Origin of the sequence: Brevibacillus fluminis (genome assembly GCF_003710825.1) — a bacterium.
GTDB classification, from domain to species: Bacteria; Bacillota; Bacilli; order Brevibacillales; family Brevibacillaceae; genus Brevibacillus_D; species Brevibacillus_D fluminis.
On sequence record NZ_RHHQ01000017.1, the window covers coordinates 281,489 to 296,086 of the forward strand.

Here is a 14,598-nt window from a genome sequence, read left to right on the forward strand (position 1 = left end):
GGAACAATCATCCGTTACTGGAAAGCGAAGGTCGTTTTTTGTTTAGCTACAAGTTCACCTGTATTTACCCGCATGACGGCGAGTGGATTGGGGCAATGTAAAACAGGCTTTATTTCCAATCCTTAGTCAAAGAGGGGGCATTTCCCTATGGGCGAGAGCCTGACCATGAAGATTTTACGTGAGCATCTGATGTCAGCCACTGAAACCATGAAGCCTGGCGAGGAGATTCTTGTCAAGATTGATCATACGCTGACGCAAGACGCGACCGGTACGATGGCGTACCTGCAGTTTGAGGCGATGGGAATCGGACAGGTGAAAACCCGCGTTTCCGTCAGTTATGTAGACCATAACACGCTGCAGACGGGGTATGAAAATATGGACGATCATGTGTTTTTGCAGACGTTCGCACAAAAACATGGGGTCTACTTTTCTCGACCGGGCAACGGAATCTGCCATCAGGTCCATTTGGAGCGATTTTCTGAGCCGGGTTATATATTGCTTGGCTCCGATTCACATACTCCGACGAGCGGTGGTGCTGGCATGCTGGCAATCGGCGCAGGCGGGCTGGACGTCGCTGTCGCGATGGCAGGTGGACCGTTCGGGATGCCGATGCCCAAGATCGTAGGTGTCAAGCTGACAGGAAAACGCCAGCCGTGGGTTGCTGCTAAAGATGTCATTTTGGAAATGCTGCGGCGGCTTTCGGTGAAAGGCGGCGTGGGCAACATTTTTGAATACCACGGAGACGGGATTAACGATTTGACCGTTCCTGAGCGCGCGACCATTTGCAACATGGGGGCAGAGCTGGGGGCCACGACGTCTGTTTTCCCAAGCGACGGGATCACGCAAGCGTTCCTGAAAAAACAAGGGCGGGAAAACGCTTGGCGAGAGCTGCTGCCGGACGCAGATGCGACCTATGATGAGCTGATTGAGATCGATCTTTCCACATTGGAGCCAATGATTGCACAGCCGCATATGCCGGACAATGTAACGACGGTACGATCGCTTGCCGGACTGAAGCTGGACCAAGTGTGCATCGGTTCGTGCACGAATTCGTCTTTTCATGATTTGGCGATTGCTGGCCATGTTTTGAAAGGAAAGCGAGTTGCGCCAAATGTATCCATGACGCTAACGCCTGGTTCCCGGCAAGTTTTTGCAACCATTGCCCGGGATGGCATTTTGGCGGACATCATATCGGCAGGGGCACGTATTTTGGAAGCGGCATGCGGCCCATGCATCGGGATGGGCCAGGCTCCGCGTTCGGGCGGAATCAGCCTGCGCAGCTTCAACCGGAATTTTGAAGGACGCTCGGGAACGCCGGACGCAAAGGTGTACTTGTGCAGCCCTGAGACAGCAGCCGTATCGGCGTTAACCGGCGTTCTAACAGACCCGCGCGATTTCGGCGAATATGTCGCGCAAAAAGAGCCGGAACGCTACAATGTGGACGATGAAGGCATGATCCTGCCGCCGGCAGAAAACCCTGAATCGATTGAGGTGGTGCGGGGTCCCAACATCAAGCCTCTTCCGCAGCGCGGTCCGTTGGAAGAAGAGATCGCAGGCAAGGTGCTGCTTAAGGTCGGGGACAATATCACGACTGACCATATCATGCCGGCCGGGTCCAAAATTTTGCCACTGCGCTCCAACATTCCGGCGATTAGCGAATTCGTATTCGTCCGCATCGATCCGCAATTCCCTGCACGAGCCAAAGCAAACGGCGGCGGAATCATCATCGCAGGCTCCAACTACGGTCAGGGCTCCAGCCGGGAGCATGCCGCGCTCGCCCCGATGTATCTTGGCGTTAAGGCGATCATCGCCAAATCGTTTGCCCGCATTCATCGGGCCAATCTGATCAATTTTGGCATCCTTCCGCTGATCTTTTCCAATGAAGGGGATTATGACAGCTTGAATCCTGATGACGAGCTGATCATTAAGGATGTGCGAACGCAATTGGAAAAGGGATCGACCATCCAAATAGAAACGAAAGCGGGGAAGGCGCTTACCGTATCATGCGAGGTTTCTCCTCGTCAGCGTGACATCATTTTCTCCGGCGGGCTCTTGAACCACGTGAAAAACGGCGTTTCAAACGGATCACAATCCATTGAGGATGCGGCCTTGCACTTGGCGACCTCCACCATGGTCTCGTCAAACGGGCAATTCCGTCCCGGCCGCCCGAAAAAAGAGGAGGTTTCCGTATGATTGCAGCTGAAGTGATGCTTGAATGCCCGGTTATCCTTGATCCGAATGCCACCGTCGCTGATGCAATTTTGAGAGCTTCGCAATCCGACCTCGATGTGCTCCCTTTAGTGGATCACAGTGGGCGCTACTGCGGAACGGTCCGTAAAGACACCATCATCGACAACGCTCAACAGAGGGAGGGCAAGGTGATCGATTTATGCTGTGCGGACGCGATCGTGTGCAATCCTGCGTTCCCGTTGGAAAACCTCGATCACGACGCCTCCGCAAACGCCCATCGGACGATCGTGGTCGTGGATGATGCGGGGTTGTTTAAAGGAATCGTGCCCAATGTCCACTGGGCGGTGGACGAGGCGAAAGTCCAGAGCGGCTATCCGCGCAATCGGCTGGAAGTGCGGACCTATTCCATGCATCTCACCTACCGTTGCCTGGATTGCGGCGCGCTGATGACGCGCAATGAGGGGTTGCCTGGCGACTGCCCGCATTGTGGTGCAGATGCACAAGAGTTTGCGCTTTATACCGAGGACTAGCTTATTACATCGGACTACCAATTTCACCAAAGAAGACAGCGACTCACCTTGCCGTATCAAATGGAGTCGCTGTTTTGATTTTCAATATCATTCGCTCAGCTATCATGCTGTTGTTCCAATATTGCCATCTCATTGAGAGTCAGCTCGTTTGATCGTTTGATGAAGTCCAGGATCAAGTGAATTTCTTGTTCGCTGTAGGCAGATAAGAGCTGGACCGTTGCCTGAAAGACAGATTGGAATAAAGGGGAGATGTGTTGTGCGCCACCCTCGACCGGTTTGACCAGTACGCGTCTACGGTCATTGGGATCTTTGTCCCGCACCACATATCCGGCCTGTTCCAACCGATCGATCACGCTCGTGACGGCTCCTGTCGTTAATCCGGTGAGTTCCGCCAACCTTCCCGCGGTTGCGGAACCTTCCTGATTCAGAAAATCAAGGCACTTGTGATCGGTAGCGTTCAAACCGAGCTTTTCAGAAATTTTTTGATGAAACATAACAGCTCTCGCACTATTGCGCCGTAGCTCTTGAAGCAATTCCCAGTGAGCTGGAGAAAGATCAGGCGCAAAAAAGCCAGATTCATTCGTTGACATGACAAAACCTCCGGTGTAAAATGAATAATATCTCGATAAATCAAGATAATTACACGATTAATATATAATATCATCTAAGCTATTTTTATTGCAAAGTTTACCACAACCAAACATGCACTACAATTCATTGAATGAGCGAAAGGAGCGGTTCCAATGAAAAATCAAGAACAAGAAGTAAGAGCGATGCACGACTTGTTTGCAGTATTATGCGATGCGTGGAATCAAGGGGATGGAGATGGTTTTGGCGCATGCTTTACAGATGACGCGGATTATGTCACATTCATGGGGCAGCATTTGAAGGGGCGATCGCAAATCGCAGAGGTGCACCAGTGGCTGTTTAATGGGCCGCTCAAGGGATCGATTCTGGAATCTAGCGCGATGTCCGATTTCCGTCCCCGTTTTGTCACACCGGAAGTCGCGATTGTTCATGCGCTGGGTGAAGCGAAGCTACCGAATACGGAGTCGGACTCAGGCGACCGCGGTTCAATCAATACCAATGTGGTTGTCAAACGAGACGGCGTATGGAAAATTACTGCTTTCCATAATTGCCGCATCCAACAACCCCCAGGCGGAAGAGGGTAACACAGGAACAAAAGCCCGACGCGCCTTAGCACACGATCCCAACAAAAAAACGCACACCTGCGAGCAACCAATGTGCGATCAGGCTGTGCGTTTTCTTTTGCCAAAGAAGATTGCCGTTTCCTCGTTACTTAATTTTCAAACTCCGCTTTTTGCGCACCAGTGTAGAAATATTCACACCCAGCTTGTCGGCACATTCCTGCATCGTCGAAGTTTTTGCCAGCATGCCGCTGATATAGTCCTGCTCGAACCGATGAACCGCATCTTTTAACGAGAGCTCATCATGTGGTTGAGCCAAGACATAAGTGGTCGGGGCCGGTTTTTCTGTTCGCATCGATGCAGGCAAATCCTCAACTAAAATTTTGCCGTTGTCACACGTATGATAAGCGCGCTCGATGACGTTTTTCAGCTCGCGAATGTTTCCTGGCCACGAATAGGTGACCAAGCATTCCAGCGCTTCGCCATCCACACGGTTTTCCACCTGGTATTTTTGTTCCAGCTTTTTGAGAAAGGTAAAAATTAGCGCCGGAATGTCTTCATGCCGCTCCCGCAAGGCTGGTATTGTAATCGACAAGACGTTGAGCCTGTAGTACAGGTCTTGGCGGAACCTCTTTTGTGCGACCATTTCCTCTAAATCGCAATTGGTCGCAGCGATAATCCGCATATCGACGCGCCGCGATTCCTTCCCCCCCAATCGGCGGATTTTGCCGTCCTGCAAAACGTTCAGCAGCTTGACCTGCAGTGGATAGGGTAAATCCCCGATTTCATCCAAAAAAATCGTCCCTTCATGCGCAAGCTCGATGAGACCTTCCTTCGACTGGTTCGCGCCGGTGAATGCTCCTTTTTCATAGCCGAACAGCTCAGATTCCAGTAAGTGATCGGGAATCGCACCACAGTTGATTTTGACAAAATCACCGCTGCGCCCGCTATGCTGATGAACGTAATGGGCCAGCACATCTTTGCCGACACCTGACTCGCCAAGAAGCAGGAGCGGCGAATCGTTTTTCGCGAATCGTTCCGCCAAGCCGACGATGCGGTGCATAGCGCTGCTCCGATAGACGAGCTGTGCATCCGACTCGCCGCTATTTTGGATTTGCTCAAGCGCCTTCTGGAACTGGGAATTGATTTCTTTTGTGTCCTCCAGCTCTTTTTGCAGCTGGTTGAGTTCGGTGATGTCGCGTACATTTCCGACAACGAATAAGATTTCTTGGTTTTGATCGAGAACGGGGGTGGCCGTGTTGATCGTCTTGCGCCCGCTGCCGTAGTCGATTGCGACACTGTACGTTTTTTTTGATTGGATCGCCTTAACGGCAGAGGAATCGGCGACCAGCTTTTTCTCCAGCTGTTCGATGAAGCTGTACGTGTCGAGCACGGCAGCCTCGATGCCGGTGAGGTGCAGATACGCTTCATTGTAGAGGAGAATGTGTCCGTTGCGGTCGCAGATCGCGAGGCCGTCGTGGGATGTATTGAAAATGGTGGTGATCAGACGCACCAGCTCGTTGTGATCATTGGTCTGAAAGTATTTGGTCTTAAACAAAACCGCCCCTCCTTTTCGCCGATAACTGGCTGCTGTAATAAGATAGTAGGAAAACTCGGCGACGAAGTTTTATCGGAGCCGTAGTTGCCCTTATACTGGATCGAAAACTGCTTTTGCGGAGCCGTAGTTGCCCTTATACTGGATCGAAATCGTTTCAGATTTCGAACTGTGTTAGGAAAACTCATCGGTAACATACCCTTCACCGAATAGTCAGAATTAATCATCGATGCGCAAAATTGCATATGCAATTCGAGTGGTTGTTTCATCGTTCTCCTGACGTTTTCTGCACGCTGTCACGAAAAAACGTTTGGCACGCTACTTGCTCTTTATTGTAAACGATTGCAAGAACATTTGAAATGGGTATGATTCAGATGAAAGCGGGGGATCCGAATGACAGCACTGTATCAAGTGTTGACGCCGGCAGGAGAGCTTTTGGAAAACATCGAAGGGGGTCTGGATGAAAAAACGATTGTAAGCATGTACGAACAAATGGTGCTGGTACGTGCCTTTGACCGTAAATCGATTCTTTTGCAACGTCAAGGAAGAATGGGGACGTACGCGCCTTTCGAAGGGCAAGAGGCGTCACAGGTCGGAAGCGCGATCGCGCTCACACCAGGCGATTGGCTTTTCCCTACCTACCGCGATCATGCGGCGGCAATTGTTCATGGACAATCGCTTTCACGCGTCTTTTTGTATTGGATGGGCCACATGGAGGGCAGTATCAGCCCGGAGGGGAAACACATCATGCCGCCTTGCGTGCCAATCGCGACGCAGATGGTTCACGCAGTAGGTACTGCTTGGGCAAGCAAGCTGAAGCAGGAGCAGCATGTGAGTCTCGCATTCTTTGGCGACGGGGCCAGCTCGGAGGGAGACTTCCATGAAGCGCTAAATTTCGCCGGCGTATTCAAAACCCCGACGATTTTTCTTTGCCAAAACAATGGCTTCGCGATCAGCGTGCCGTTTTCCCAGCAGTCTTCCTCGGAAACGATCGCGCAGCGTGCAGCCGCCTATGACATCCCGGGCGTACGAATCGATGGCAATGACGTTTTCGCTGTGTGGCTGACCGTGAAAGCGGCGATGGAGCGTGGATTGCGCGGCGAGGGCCCTACCTTGATCGAGGCTGTCACCCATCGCTACGGCGCTCACACAACAGCGGACGATCCGAAAAAATACCGCGACCAAGATACTTTGGCCGATGAGTGGAGAACGCAGCGAGATCCAATCTCTCGCTTGAAACGATATATGGAACAAAACGGTTTGTGGGACGACGTGAAGGAAGCTGCGCTGCAAAAGCAGGTGACGGAGCGGATCGACGCCGCATTGGTCGAAGCGGAAAGCTATCCGAAATCAACGCCGGCCGATATGTTCAAGCATGTCTATGCTGAGCCAACCTGGATGGTGAAAGAGCAGGAGCAAGACCTGCAGGAACCTGAACAAAAGAAAGAGGTGCCGGCATGAGCAGAAAGCTGACCATCATCCAGGCGATTACGGAAGCGATGGAACAAAAGCTTGCCGACGACTCGCGTGTCATGCTGCTTGGCGAGGACATCGGCGTCAATGGCGGGGTTTTTCGAGCGTCAGAAGGGCTATTGGAAAAATTCGGTCCATCCCGCGTCGTCGACACGCCATTAGCGGAGGCAGGCATCATCGGCTCTGCGATCGGTTTGGCGCTAAACGGCATGCTGCCGATTGTGGAAATTCAGTTTCTCGCGTTCATTTATCCCGGTTTCGAACAAATTGTCTCCCATGCTGCACGGATGCGCTACCGCACTCGGGGGCAGTATCATGTGCCGATGGTCATTCGTGCGCCTTATGGAGCAGGCATCCGCGGGCCTGAGCTGCACTCCGAGAGCGTGGAAGCGATGTTTGCACAGGTGCCGGGATTAAAGGTTGTGGTGCCTGCTACTCCGTATGATGCAAAAGGGCTGCTCATTTCCGCGATCGAAGATCCAGACCCCGTGCTATTTTTGGAACCAACCAAGATGTACCGCGCGTTCAAGGAAGAGGTGCCAGAAGAGCGCTATCGTGTTCCGCTCGGAGTTGCGCAGGTGGTGAAGGAAGGCAGTGACCTTTCCATTTTTGCGTGGGGAGCGATGCTGCGGGTAGCCGAGGACGCGGCGAAGCAAATCGAACGGGAACGTGGCTGGACGTGCGAAGTGGTCGACCTGCGGACGCTCTATCCGCTGGACCGCGACACGATCGTCCAGTCGGTGAAAAAAACGGGTCGTGCGCTCGTTGTTCACGAAGCACATAAAACGGCTGGTTTGGGAGCAGAAATCGTCTCGATCATCAACGAGGAAGCGCTGATCTACTTGCGCGCCCCTGTCAAACGAATCGCTGGGTTCGATGTACCCGTGCCGCAGTTTTCCATCGAGGACGACTATTTACCAACAAGCGGGCGGGTCAAGCAAGGGATCGTAGAGACGATGATGTTCTAGGACAGGAGGAACGGGCGGAATGGTTGAGTTTAAATTTACTGATGTGGGAGAAGGCATGCATGAGGGCGAGATTTTGCGCGTGCTGGTCAAAACAGGCGAGCCAGTGACGCAGGACCAGCCGATTTTCGAAGTGCAGACCGATAAAGTGACGGCCGAACTGACGGCTCCCGTTTCCGGTGTCGTGCGCGAGATTTTTTTCGCGGAAGGGGCGACAATCGAGGTCGGAAACACGCTATTGTTAATCGATACAGGAGAATCGTCAGCGGAGGCAAAGCAGCAAACAAAAGAGCAGGATTCGAATATAACGGAGATCGGTACAAAAGCATTAGAAACAGGGAAGCAGCAGGGAACGGCACCTTTCATGTCTACCGTTCCTGGCTTTCGCAGGGCGCTTGCGACACCATATGTACGGCAGCTGGCTCGCGAGCTTGCGGTTGACATCGAACAAGTGCGCGGGACCGGAGCAAGCGGTCGGGTGACAGAAGAGGATGTTCGGTTGTATGCCGAAGGAAAATCGGTAGCAACGGTTGCAGGCAAAAACGAAACAATTGGAGTGGCTGAAAGCAATGCAAGCGGAATCGTCGCAGATGAAGAGGCTCGTGCAGCTCAAGCTGATCGGAATCAACCTGTTGTGGAGCAACCGACAGCGCAGCAGCATCGCGAATTACTGCCGAATCGAGAAGCGATTCTCCGTCAAGAGCGACTTCCATTGCGCGGCATGCGGAAAAAAATTGCGGAACATATGGTCAAATCCGTTACCATCATTCCGCACGTCACCTCAGTTGACGAGCTTGAGCTTGATCGCTTGATCGCGTTTCGCGAAAGCTTGAAGCCTCACGCAGCCAAGCGCAACATCAAGCTCACTTATCTGCCGTTTTTTATCAAAGCGTTGGTAATCGCATTAAAGGAATTCCCAACATTCAACGCTTCGATCGATGATGAGACGAACGAAATCATTTTGAAGCAATATTACAACATCGGGATCGCTGTCGATACAACTGAGGGCTTGGTCGTTCCGGTGATCAAAGATGCAGACCGCAAAACGATTTTTCAGCTGGCTGAGGAAATTGTCCAGTTGGCTGCGCTGGCACGGGATGGAAAGCTCAAGCGCGAGCACATGACAGACGGAACCTTCACGATCAGCAACGTTGGCCCGATTGGCGGGCTTCAAGCGACGCCGATCATCAATCACCCCGAGGTCGCGATTCTTGCTTTGCACAAGCTGGAGAAAAGATGGGTCGTACGGGATGATGCCGGCGTGATCCGGCAGATGATGAACACGTCCCTGTCGTTTGATCATCGGCTCATTGACGGCGTGACGGCAGTGCGGTTCACCAACCGGATCAAGGAACTGCTGGAAGAGCCGAATCTATTGATGGCGGTGATGGTATAGATGGTAGTCGGAGAAGTTGCAGTCGAAACAGATGTGATCGTCATCGGCGGTGGACCGGGTGGATATGCTGCTGCCATTCGCCTCGGCCAGTTGGGGCATTCTGTCGTTTTGGTTGAAAAAGCAAAGCTTGGCGGCGTCTGCCTCAACCGCGGGTGCATCCCTTCCAAGGCGCTGATCCATGCAGCGGGTGAATTTCATAAGCTTCAGAGCCTAGCCAAACTCGGCATCCGCTTGCCGGCAGGGGAAGCACAGTTCGATTTGCAAGGGTGGCAGGATTGGAAGGGCTCGGTGGTCGGTCAGTTGACGAAAGGTGTCTCGCAGCTTTGCCAAGCCAACGGCGTAACGGTCGTCTATGGCGAGGCAGCTTTTATGGCGGGAAATCGTGTTGGTGTGGAAACGGGCGGTGACTTTGAAGTTTACAAATTTGGGCAGGCGATTATCGCGACAGGCTCGCGTCCACTGATCCCCGGATTTGTGGAGGTCGACGGCACGCATGTGCTCGACTCCACAGATGTGCTCAAACTCGAAGAAGTACCTGCAAGCCTTGCCATAATCGGTGGCGGCTACATTGGAATGGAGCTCGGGATGGCACTCGCCAAACTGGGAAGCAAAATTACAATCGTCGAAGCGGCTGAGCGAATCTTGCCGCAGGTAGCACCTCATCTGGCCGCAGAAGTGGTAAAACAAGCGAAAAAGCTCGGCATCACGGTGAAAACGGCAACGAAAGTGCAAGCGGTAGAAGTCGTCGATCAGAAGGTGGAGATGACTGTCTTTTCCGAGGCAGACGGTGAGGAACGAATCCACGCTGACAAAGCGCTCGTTACCATCGGGCGCATTCCAAACACCGCAAGCATCGGTTTGGAGCAGGCCCAGGTTGCGACTGACTTGCGTGGGTACATACCGGTGGATGAACACTGCCGGACCAATCAGCCGCACATTTATGCAATCGGCGACGTGACACCGGGCCCGGCACTAGCCCATCGTGCGACAAAGCAGGGGATCATCGCGGCAGAAGCGATCAGCGGCTTGCCAAGCGCCGTCGACTCGCCGCTCGTCCCATACGTGATCTTCACTGAACCGCAAGTGGCAGGAGTCGGTTTGACTCGCGCCGAGGCAGAAGCACAGGGATATCAGGTTAAGGCAGCTTCCTTCCCATATCGGGCAAACGGCAGAGCTCTTGCGACACTAGAGCCGGATGGCTTTGCTGAAGTGATCGTTGATGCCGACAGCCACTTGTTGCTCGGGATGCATGTCGTCGGCGCAGATGCTTCGAATTTGATCGGGGAAGGCGCGCTTGCGCTAGAATTGGCTGCGCGCGTCGAGGATGTCGCGTTGACGATGCATCCACACCCGACACTCAGTGAAATTTGGGTAGAGGCAGCGGCACATGCACTCGGACATGCAATTCATGTCGTCTCTAAAAAATAAATGTGATTGGTCAGAGAAAGCAGTCTGGGTTTTATCAATGAAAACGTGGCAGTTCAGAACTTCCAATCAATGTTCTGGACTGCCACGTTTTTTTTTTCGTTAAAAATCACAATTTATTTCACCAATGCGCCGCGCAGAGAGACGCCGTATTCCAGAAATCCTTTCAAACAGGTCAATACATAAACCCAGCCTTCTTTATTCCCAAGCAATTTGTCTAGCAAAGCTGGATCATTCTCTTTCCAACCGTCCTCGCTCACATCGACGATCGTCGTCGCATCAGCCGCCTCATCAAATGCAATTGTTACAACGGTTTGTTCTCCTGCGCCGCCCCACTGGTACACGATCTTTTTATTTTCTTCGATTTCCAAGATGGTAATATCCAGCTGCGCGTTGTATTCTTCATAGCGCAATGTGATTGTCTTGCCTTGTTCCCATCTGCCTGAGCCGGATGTAAACCAATAATGCGCCATGTTCTCAGGGTTTACGAACGCTTCGAATACATCGGTTGCAGGTTTCGCTATTTTCATTTTCGTGCGTAAGGAAAGACCCACGACTTCAACCCCCGTTCTATTTGGCGAACTCTTCTTTCTACCAGTTAATCACAAAGAGAGAGCTGCATCAAGAATCGTGGTGTTATGAGTCGCAACGGGCAGAAGTCATTTTCAAAAAAAGATTGGATAGATGGTACAATGAGAGACAATGACGAATGTGAGCGTTGGGAATGGAGGAGATCACAATGAAGTACAACAAACTGGGAACATCCGAGCTGTTGGTTAGCGAAATTGGCTTCGGATGCATGTCAATCGGGACGGATGAGCCAAAAGCGATCTCGCTTTTGCATGAAGCGATGGATCTCGGTATCAATTTTTTTGATACGTCCGACCTGTATGATTATGGGCAAAACGAAGTGCTGCTGGGCAAAGCGATCAAGGGCAGAAGGGACAAGCTCGTGGTGGCGACAAAAGTTGGCAACAGGAGAATTCCAGGAAAAGAGGGCTGGGTTTGGGACCCGACCAAAGCCTACATCAAGGAAGCGGTAAAAGGGAGCCTGCAGCGCTTGCAAACCGATTACATCGATCTGTATCAGCTGCATGGCGGCACATTGGAAGACAATATCGACGAGACGATCGAGGCTTTTGAAGAGCTAAAACGCGAAGGTATCATCCGCTACTACGGCATCTCTTCGATTCGCCCCAATGTGATTCGTGAGTATGTGAATCGCTCCCATATCGTCAGTTTGATGACGCAGTACAGCATACTAGATCGACGACCGGAGGAAGAAGTGTTGCCGCTTTTGGAGCAGCACGGTATCAACGCGATCGTTCGCGGACCAGTAGCAAGTGGGCTGATCAGCGAGCGCTTTCGGGAAAAGGCGCAAGAAGGGTATCTCGATTACAGCCGTGACGAGCTCATCGACATGCTGGAAAAGCTGGAGGGACTTGCAGATGACAGCCGTTCCTTATCACAAATCGCGCTCCGCTATGCACTCGCACACCCTGCTGTAGCGTCGGTTATTCCCGGATCAAGCAGACCGGAGCAGCTTTTGGCGAACGCAGCAGCAGGAAACGTAAAACTGAAAGAGGAAGAAATCGAGTGGATTCGCACCATCAGCAAAGTGAGTCGATATGTTCAACACCGCAGCTAAGCGTTAAAACAGCAGTTGCCAAACGGACGTGCTGATACTATAGTAAAATGAACCTATGTTATTTTTGTTCGTTAAAAAGAGGAGTTGTTGTCATGAGCTCAATTCGTTATGCGCTGTTGTCGTTATTGGCGCGTGAGCCACTCAGCGGGTACGATATCAAGCAGCAGATGAACAATCGGCTGGGACCGTTTTGGAAAGCTGGCAGCAACCAGGTTTATCCGGAATTGGCGAAAATGGAGGAAGAAGGGCTTATTAGGCTACAAGGCGTCGAGCAGCTTACATACCGCCCAGCGCGGAAAGTATACGAAATAACGGAAAGCGGCCGCCAAGTGATCATCGAATGGACGATGGAACCTGGGGAAGTCGAGCATATCCGCGATAATTTTTTGCTCAAAGCGTACAACTCTTGGTTGGTCGCGCCAGAAAAAATGTACGAACAGCTCGAAGGGATCAAGAAACAGCACGAAGAAAGGCTGGCCGCTTATCTCGAAAAAATAGCCGAGCTCGAAACGATGCGAACGCATGGCAATGAGCAAGATCCAATCGCATCGAGCATCTCGGTGGTAGAATTCGGAGTCGAATACGAGCGGCTTTATATCAAGTGGTGCGAACGGTTGATGGCAAAACAGCAGCAGTAATCAGCCGCACGAATAAGGGAGCAGCGGATCCGACAGGGGGAGCATTGAACTGCCATCCTGTCGATGAAGCTGCTTTTCTCTTGTATAATATGCTGAAATTGAACGAAAGTCCCCAAATGTGATGTACAGATAAAAAACAACCAATGAAATAACATTAGTTCTATATCTACAATCGGAAGTTCCAAAATCTCCGCTTCTCTTATTCCTGCCTCAACTCACTCCCACAACATAGGTTTTTCTACCTTCTATCAGCCAATCTAAAAAGGGGAAAGTATCGTCCCTGCTTGTCCGTTGTCAATTCTTTCTTCCAACATCAAGCCGCCAAGACCGCAATCGGTAAGAAACGATCTGCCCCGTTCTATGATAAAGTAGGTAGCAACTGGAAGAGTTCAATATTTCGATGAGGTGATTGTGAATGGGAGCAACAGCAAAACAAATTTTCGTCAACCTACCTGTAAAAGATTTAAACGCAACGATGGAGTTTTTTGCAAAAGTCGGCTTTGAGTTCAATCCGCAATTCACGGATCAAAATGCCGCCTGCATGATCATCGGCGAAAATATTTACGCCATGCTGCTCGTTGATGAGTTTTTCAAGACGTTTACCAAAAAAGATATCATCGATACGACAACCGGTACGGAAGTGATCGTAGCTTTGTCCGCCGAGAGCAAGGAGCAAGTCGACGAGCTTGTGTCAAAAGCGCTTGCGGCAGGCGGTAAGCCGTTCAATGATCCGGTATCGCATGGGGATTTCATGTACACCTGGAGCTTCCAGGATCTCGACGGACACTTATGGGAAGTGCTGTATATGAATGAGAGCGCGGTTAACCAGGAATAGAAATGGAACGGAAAAGAGGCAGTCAGTGACAGAGGTCACGGCTGCCTTTTTCACATGATTCAGCTCGTCAGCGGTTGTTCGCGGGTCTAGGAAGATAAGCCACAGTCATAGGCATGGAGCCGGCTAATTTATATACCTGGACTTCTATTATAGATTTGGGGTACTCCATTTAATGGCACTGCACCCTTACCCCAATATTCAAACCAAACTTGCCATGACCAGGCAATTTTTATTTTTTATTTAAGAACCTTATAGTAGGAAAAATAGACCATTTTGTCGAAGTAAAGAACCTTTATAGAAGAAAATGCAGTAACCCTTGAAATAATTGGGGCATATTATGACCTCTTTGTATAATGTGGGTTTTACTGCATTATCATTAAATCCTACATGCTACATTGGGCCCTTAGGAGCTCTATTCCCTTTGAAAAACTCCGTAATGATTAGGAATGGAAACGGCAAAAGACTATGAAGTTTTACTCCGATGGGAAAGGAATTATTGATTTCCGAACACAGTTAGGGAACATACAAGAAGGTTTTGGATTAGATCCATCAGACTTTTTTATTTTGTTAGAGCCCACTGGTCGTCATTACTCGTATTTAGTGATGAAAGTTCTTTTGGATGAAGGGTATCATTTGTTCCAAGTTGAAAATAAATCGGTAAAAGATTTTCGTGAACGTCAACTAGGCCTTAATGAAAAATCTGATGAGATCGATGCCAGGATCAACAGCAAAAGACATGTCTCAAGCAACACAAGAAGAGCTAATGAAGGTACCGCCCTTCGGGGAGATCGTTAA

Annotated in this window: 14 protein-coding genes; 11 read left to right on the plus strand and 3 right to left on the minus strand. The window is 50.9% G+C overall.

Annotation, left to right across the window (positions count from 1 at the left end):
• The first annotated feature begins 147 nt into the window (after positions 1 to 147).
• Positions 148 to 2,193 (plus strand): aconitate hydratase, encoded by a 2,046-nt coding sequence (locus tag EDM56_RS21505; protein WP_122919968.1) that lies wholly within the window; start codon positions 148 to 150, stop codon positions 2,191 to 2,193.
• Positions 2,190 to 2,720, plus strand: a complete 531-nt coding sequence (locus EDM56_RS21510; protein WP_122919969.1) for a DUF7130 family rubredoxin-like protein — start codon at positions 2,190 to 2,192, stop codon at positions 2,718 to 2,720. The genes EDM56_RS21505 and EDM56_RS21510 overlap by 4 nt, the downstream gene beginning before the upstream one ends.
• Before the next feature lie 95 nt (positions 2,721 to 2,815).
• Here EDM56_RS21510 and EDM56_RS21515 read toward each other — a convergent pair whose 3' ends face one another.
• A complete protein-coding gene (locus tag EDM56_RS21515) occupies positions 2,816 to 3,310 on the minus strand; it encodes a MarR family transcriptional regulator (RefSeq protein ID WP_122919970.1) in 495 nt (164 codons plus the stop codon).
• Positions 3,311 to 3,463: 153 nt separating this feature from the next.
• On the opposite strand from EDM56_RS21515, the gene EDM56_RS21520 reads away from it, so the two are divergent.
• Positions 3,464 to 3,892, plus strand: coding sequence for an SgcJ/EcaC family oxidoreductase (locus tag EDM56_RS21520; RefSeq protein ID WP_122919971.1), 429 nt, complete (start codon positions 3,464 to 3,466; stop codon positions 3,890 to 3,892).
• A gap of 124 nt (positions 3,893 to 4,016) precedes the next feature.
• On the opposite strand, the gene EDM56_RS21525 is transcribed toward EDM56_RS21520, so the two are convergent.
• Positions 4,017 to 5,426, minus strand: a complete 1,410-nt coding sequence (locus EDM56_RS21525; RefSeq protein ID WP_122919972.1) for a sigma-54 interaction domain-containing protein — start codon at positions 5,424 to 5,426, stop codon at positions 4,017 to 4,019.
• A gap of 390 nt (positions 5,427 to 5,816) precedes the next feature.
• Between EDM56_RS21525 and pdhA the strand changes: the two genes are divergently transcribed.
• The 4 genes from pdhA to lpdA are packed head-to-tail and all read left to right on the plus strand — an operon-like array spanning position 5,817 to position 10,685.
• Positions 5,817 to 6,884 carry a pyruvate dehydrogenase (acetyl-transferring) E1 component subunit alpha gene (gene pdhA / locus EDM56_RS21530; RefSeq protein WP_122919973.1) on the plus strand — a complete coding sequence of 356 codons (1,068 nt, stop codon included), beginning with the start codon at positions 5,817 to 5,819 and terminating at the stop codon, positions 6,882 to 6,884.
• Entirely contained in the window at positions 6,881 to 7,864 is a 984-nt protein-coding gene (locus EDM56_RS21535) for an alpha-ketoacid dehydrogenase subunit beta (RefSeq protein WP_122919974.1), read from the plus strand. Before pdhA ends, EDM56_RS21535 begins: the two co-directional genes overlap by 4 nt.
• 19 nt (positions 7,865 to 7,883) lie before the next feature.
• On the plus strand, positions 7,884 to 9,257 hold the full coding sequence (locus tag EDM56_RS21540; RefSeq protein ID WP_122919975.1) for a dihydrolipoamide acetyltransferase family protein: 1,374 nt from the start codon (positions 7,884 to 7,886) through the stop codon (positions 9,255 to 9,257).
• Complete coding sequence (gene lpdA / locus EDM56_RS21545; RefSeq protein ID WP_122919976.1) at positions 9,258 to 10,685, plus strand: dihydrolipoyl dehydrogenase; 1,428 nt, start codon at positions 9,258 to 9,260, stop codon at positions 10,683 to 10,685.
• A 113-nt stretch (positions 10,686 to 10,798) separates the two neighbouring features.
• On the opposite strand, the gene EDM56_RS21550 is transcribed toward lpdA, so the two are convergent.
• Positions 10,799 to 11,236: an SRPBCC family protein gene (locus EDM56_RS21550; protein ID WP_246009478.1), complete on the minus strand. Its 438-nt coding sequence runs from the start codon at positions 11,234 to 11,236 to the stop codon at positions 10,799 to 10,801.
• Between the two features lie 185 nt (positions 11,237 to 11,421).
• Here EDM56_RS21550 and EDM56_RS21555 point away from each other — a divergent pair, with 185 nt between their 5' ends.
• The 4 genes from EDM56_RS21555 to EDM56_RS21570 all read left to right on the plus strand — a co-directional run bounded on the left by EDM56_RS21555 (position 11,422) and on the right by EDM56_RS21570 (position 14,598).
• A complete protein-coding gene (locus EDM56_RS21555; RefSeq protein WP_122919977.1) occupies positions 11,422 to 12,330 on the plus strand; it encodes an aldo/keto reductase in 909 nt (302 codons plus the stop codon).
• Positions 12,331 to 12,422: 92 nt separating this feature from the next.
• On the plus strand, positions 12,423 to 12,968 hold the full coding sequence (locus EDM56_RS21560; RefSeq protein ID WP_122919978.1) for a PadR family transcriptional regulator: 546 nt from the start codon (positions 12,423 to 12,425) through the stop codon (positions 12,966 to 12,968).
• Positions 12,969 to 13,383: 415 nt separating this feature from the next.
• Positions 13,384 to 13,803, plus strand: coding sequence for a VOC family protein (locus EDM56_RS21565; RefSeq protein WP_122919979.1), 420 nt, complete (start codon positions 13,384 to 13,386; stop codon positions 13,801 to 13,803).
• 465 nt (positions 13,804 to 14,268) lie between these two features.
• Complete coding sequence (locus EDM56_RS21570) at positions 14,269 to 14,598, plus strand: hypothetical protein (protein WP_122919980.1); 330 nt, start codon at positions 14,269 to 14,271, stop codon at positions 14,596 to 14,598.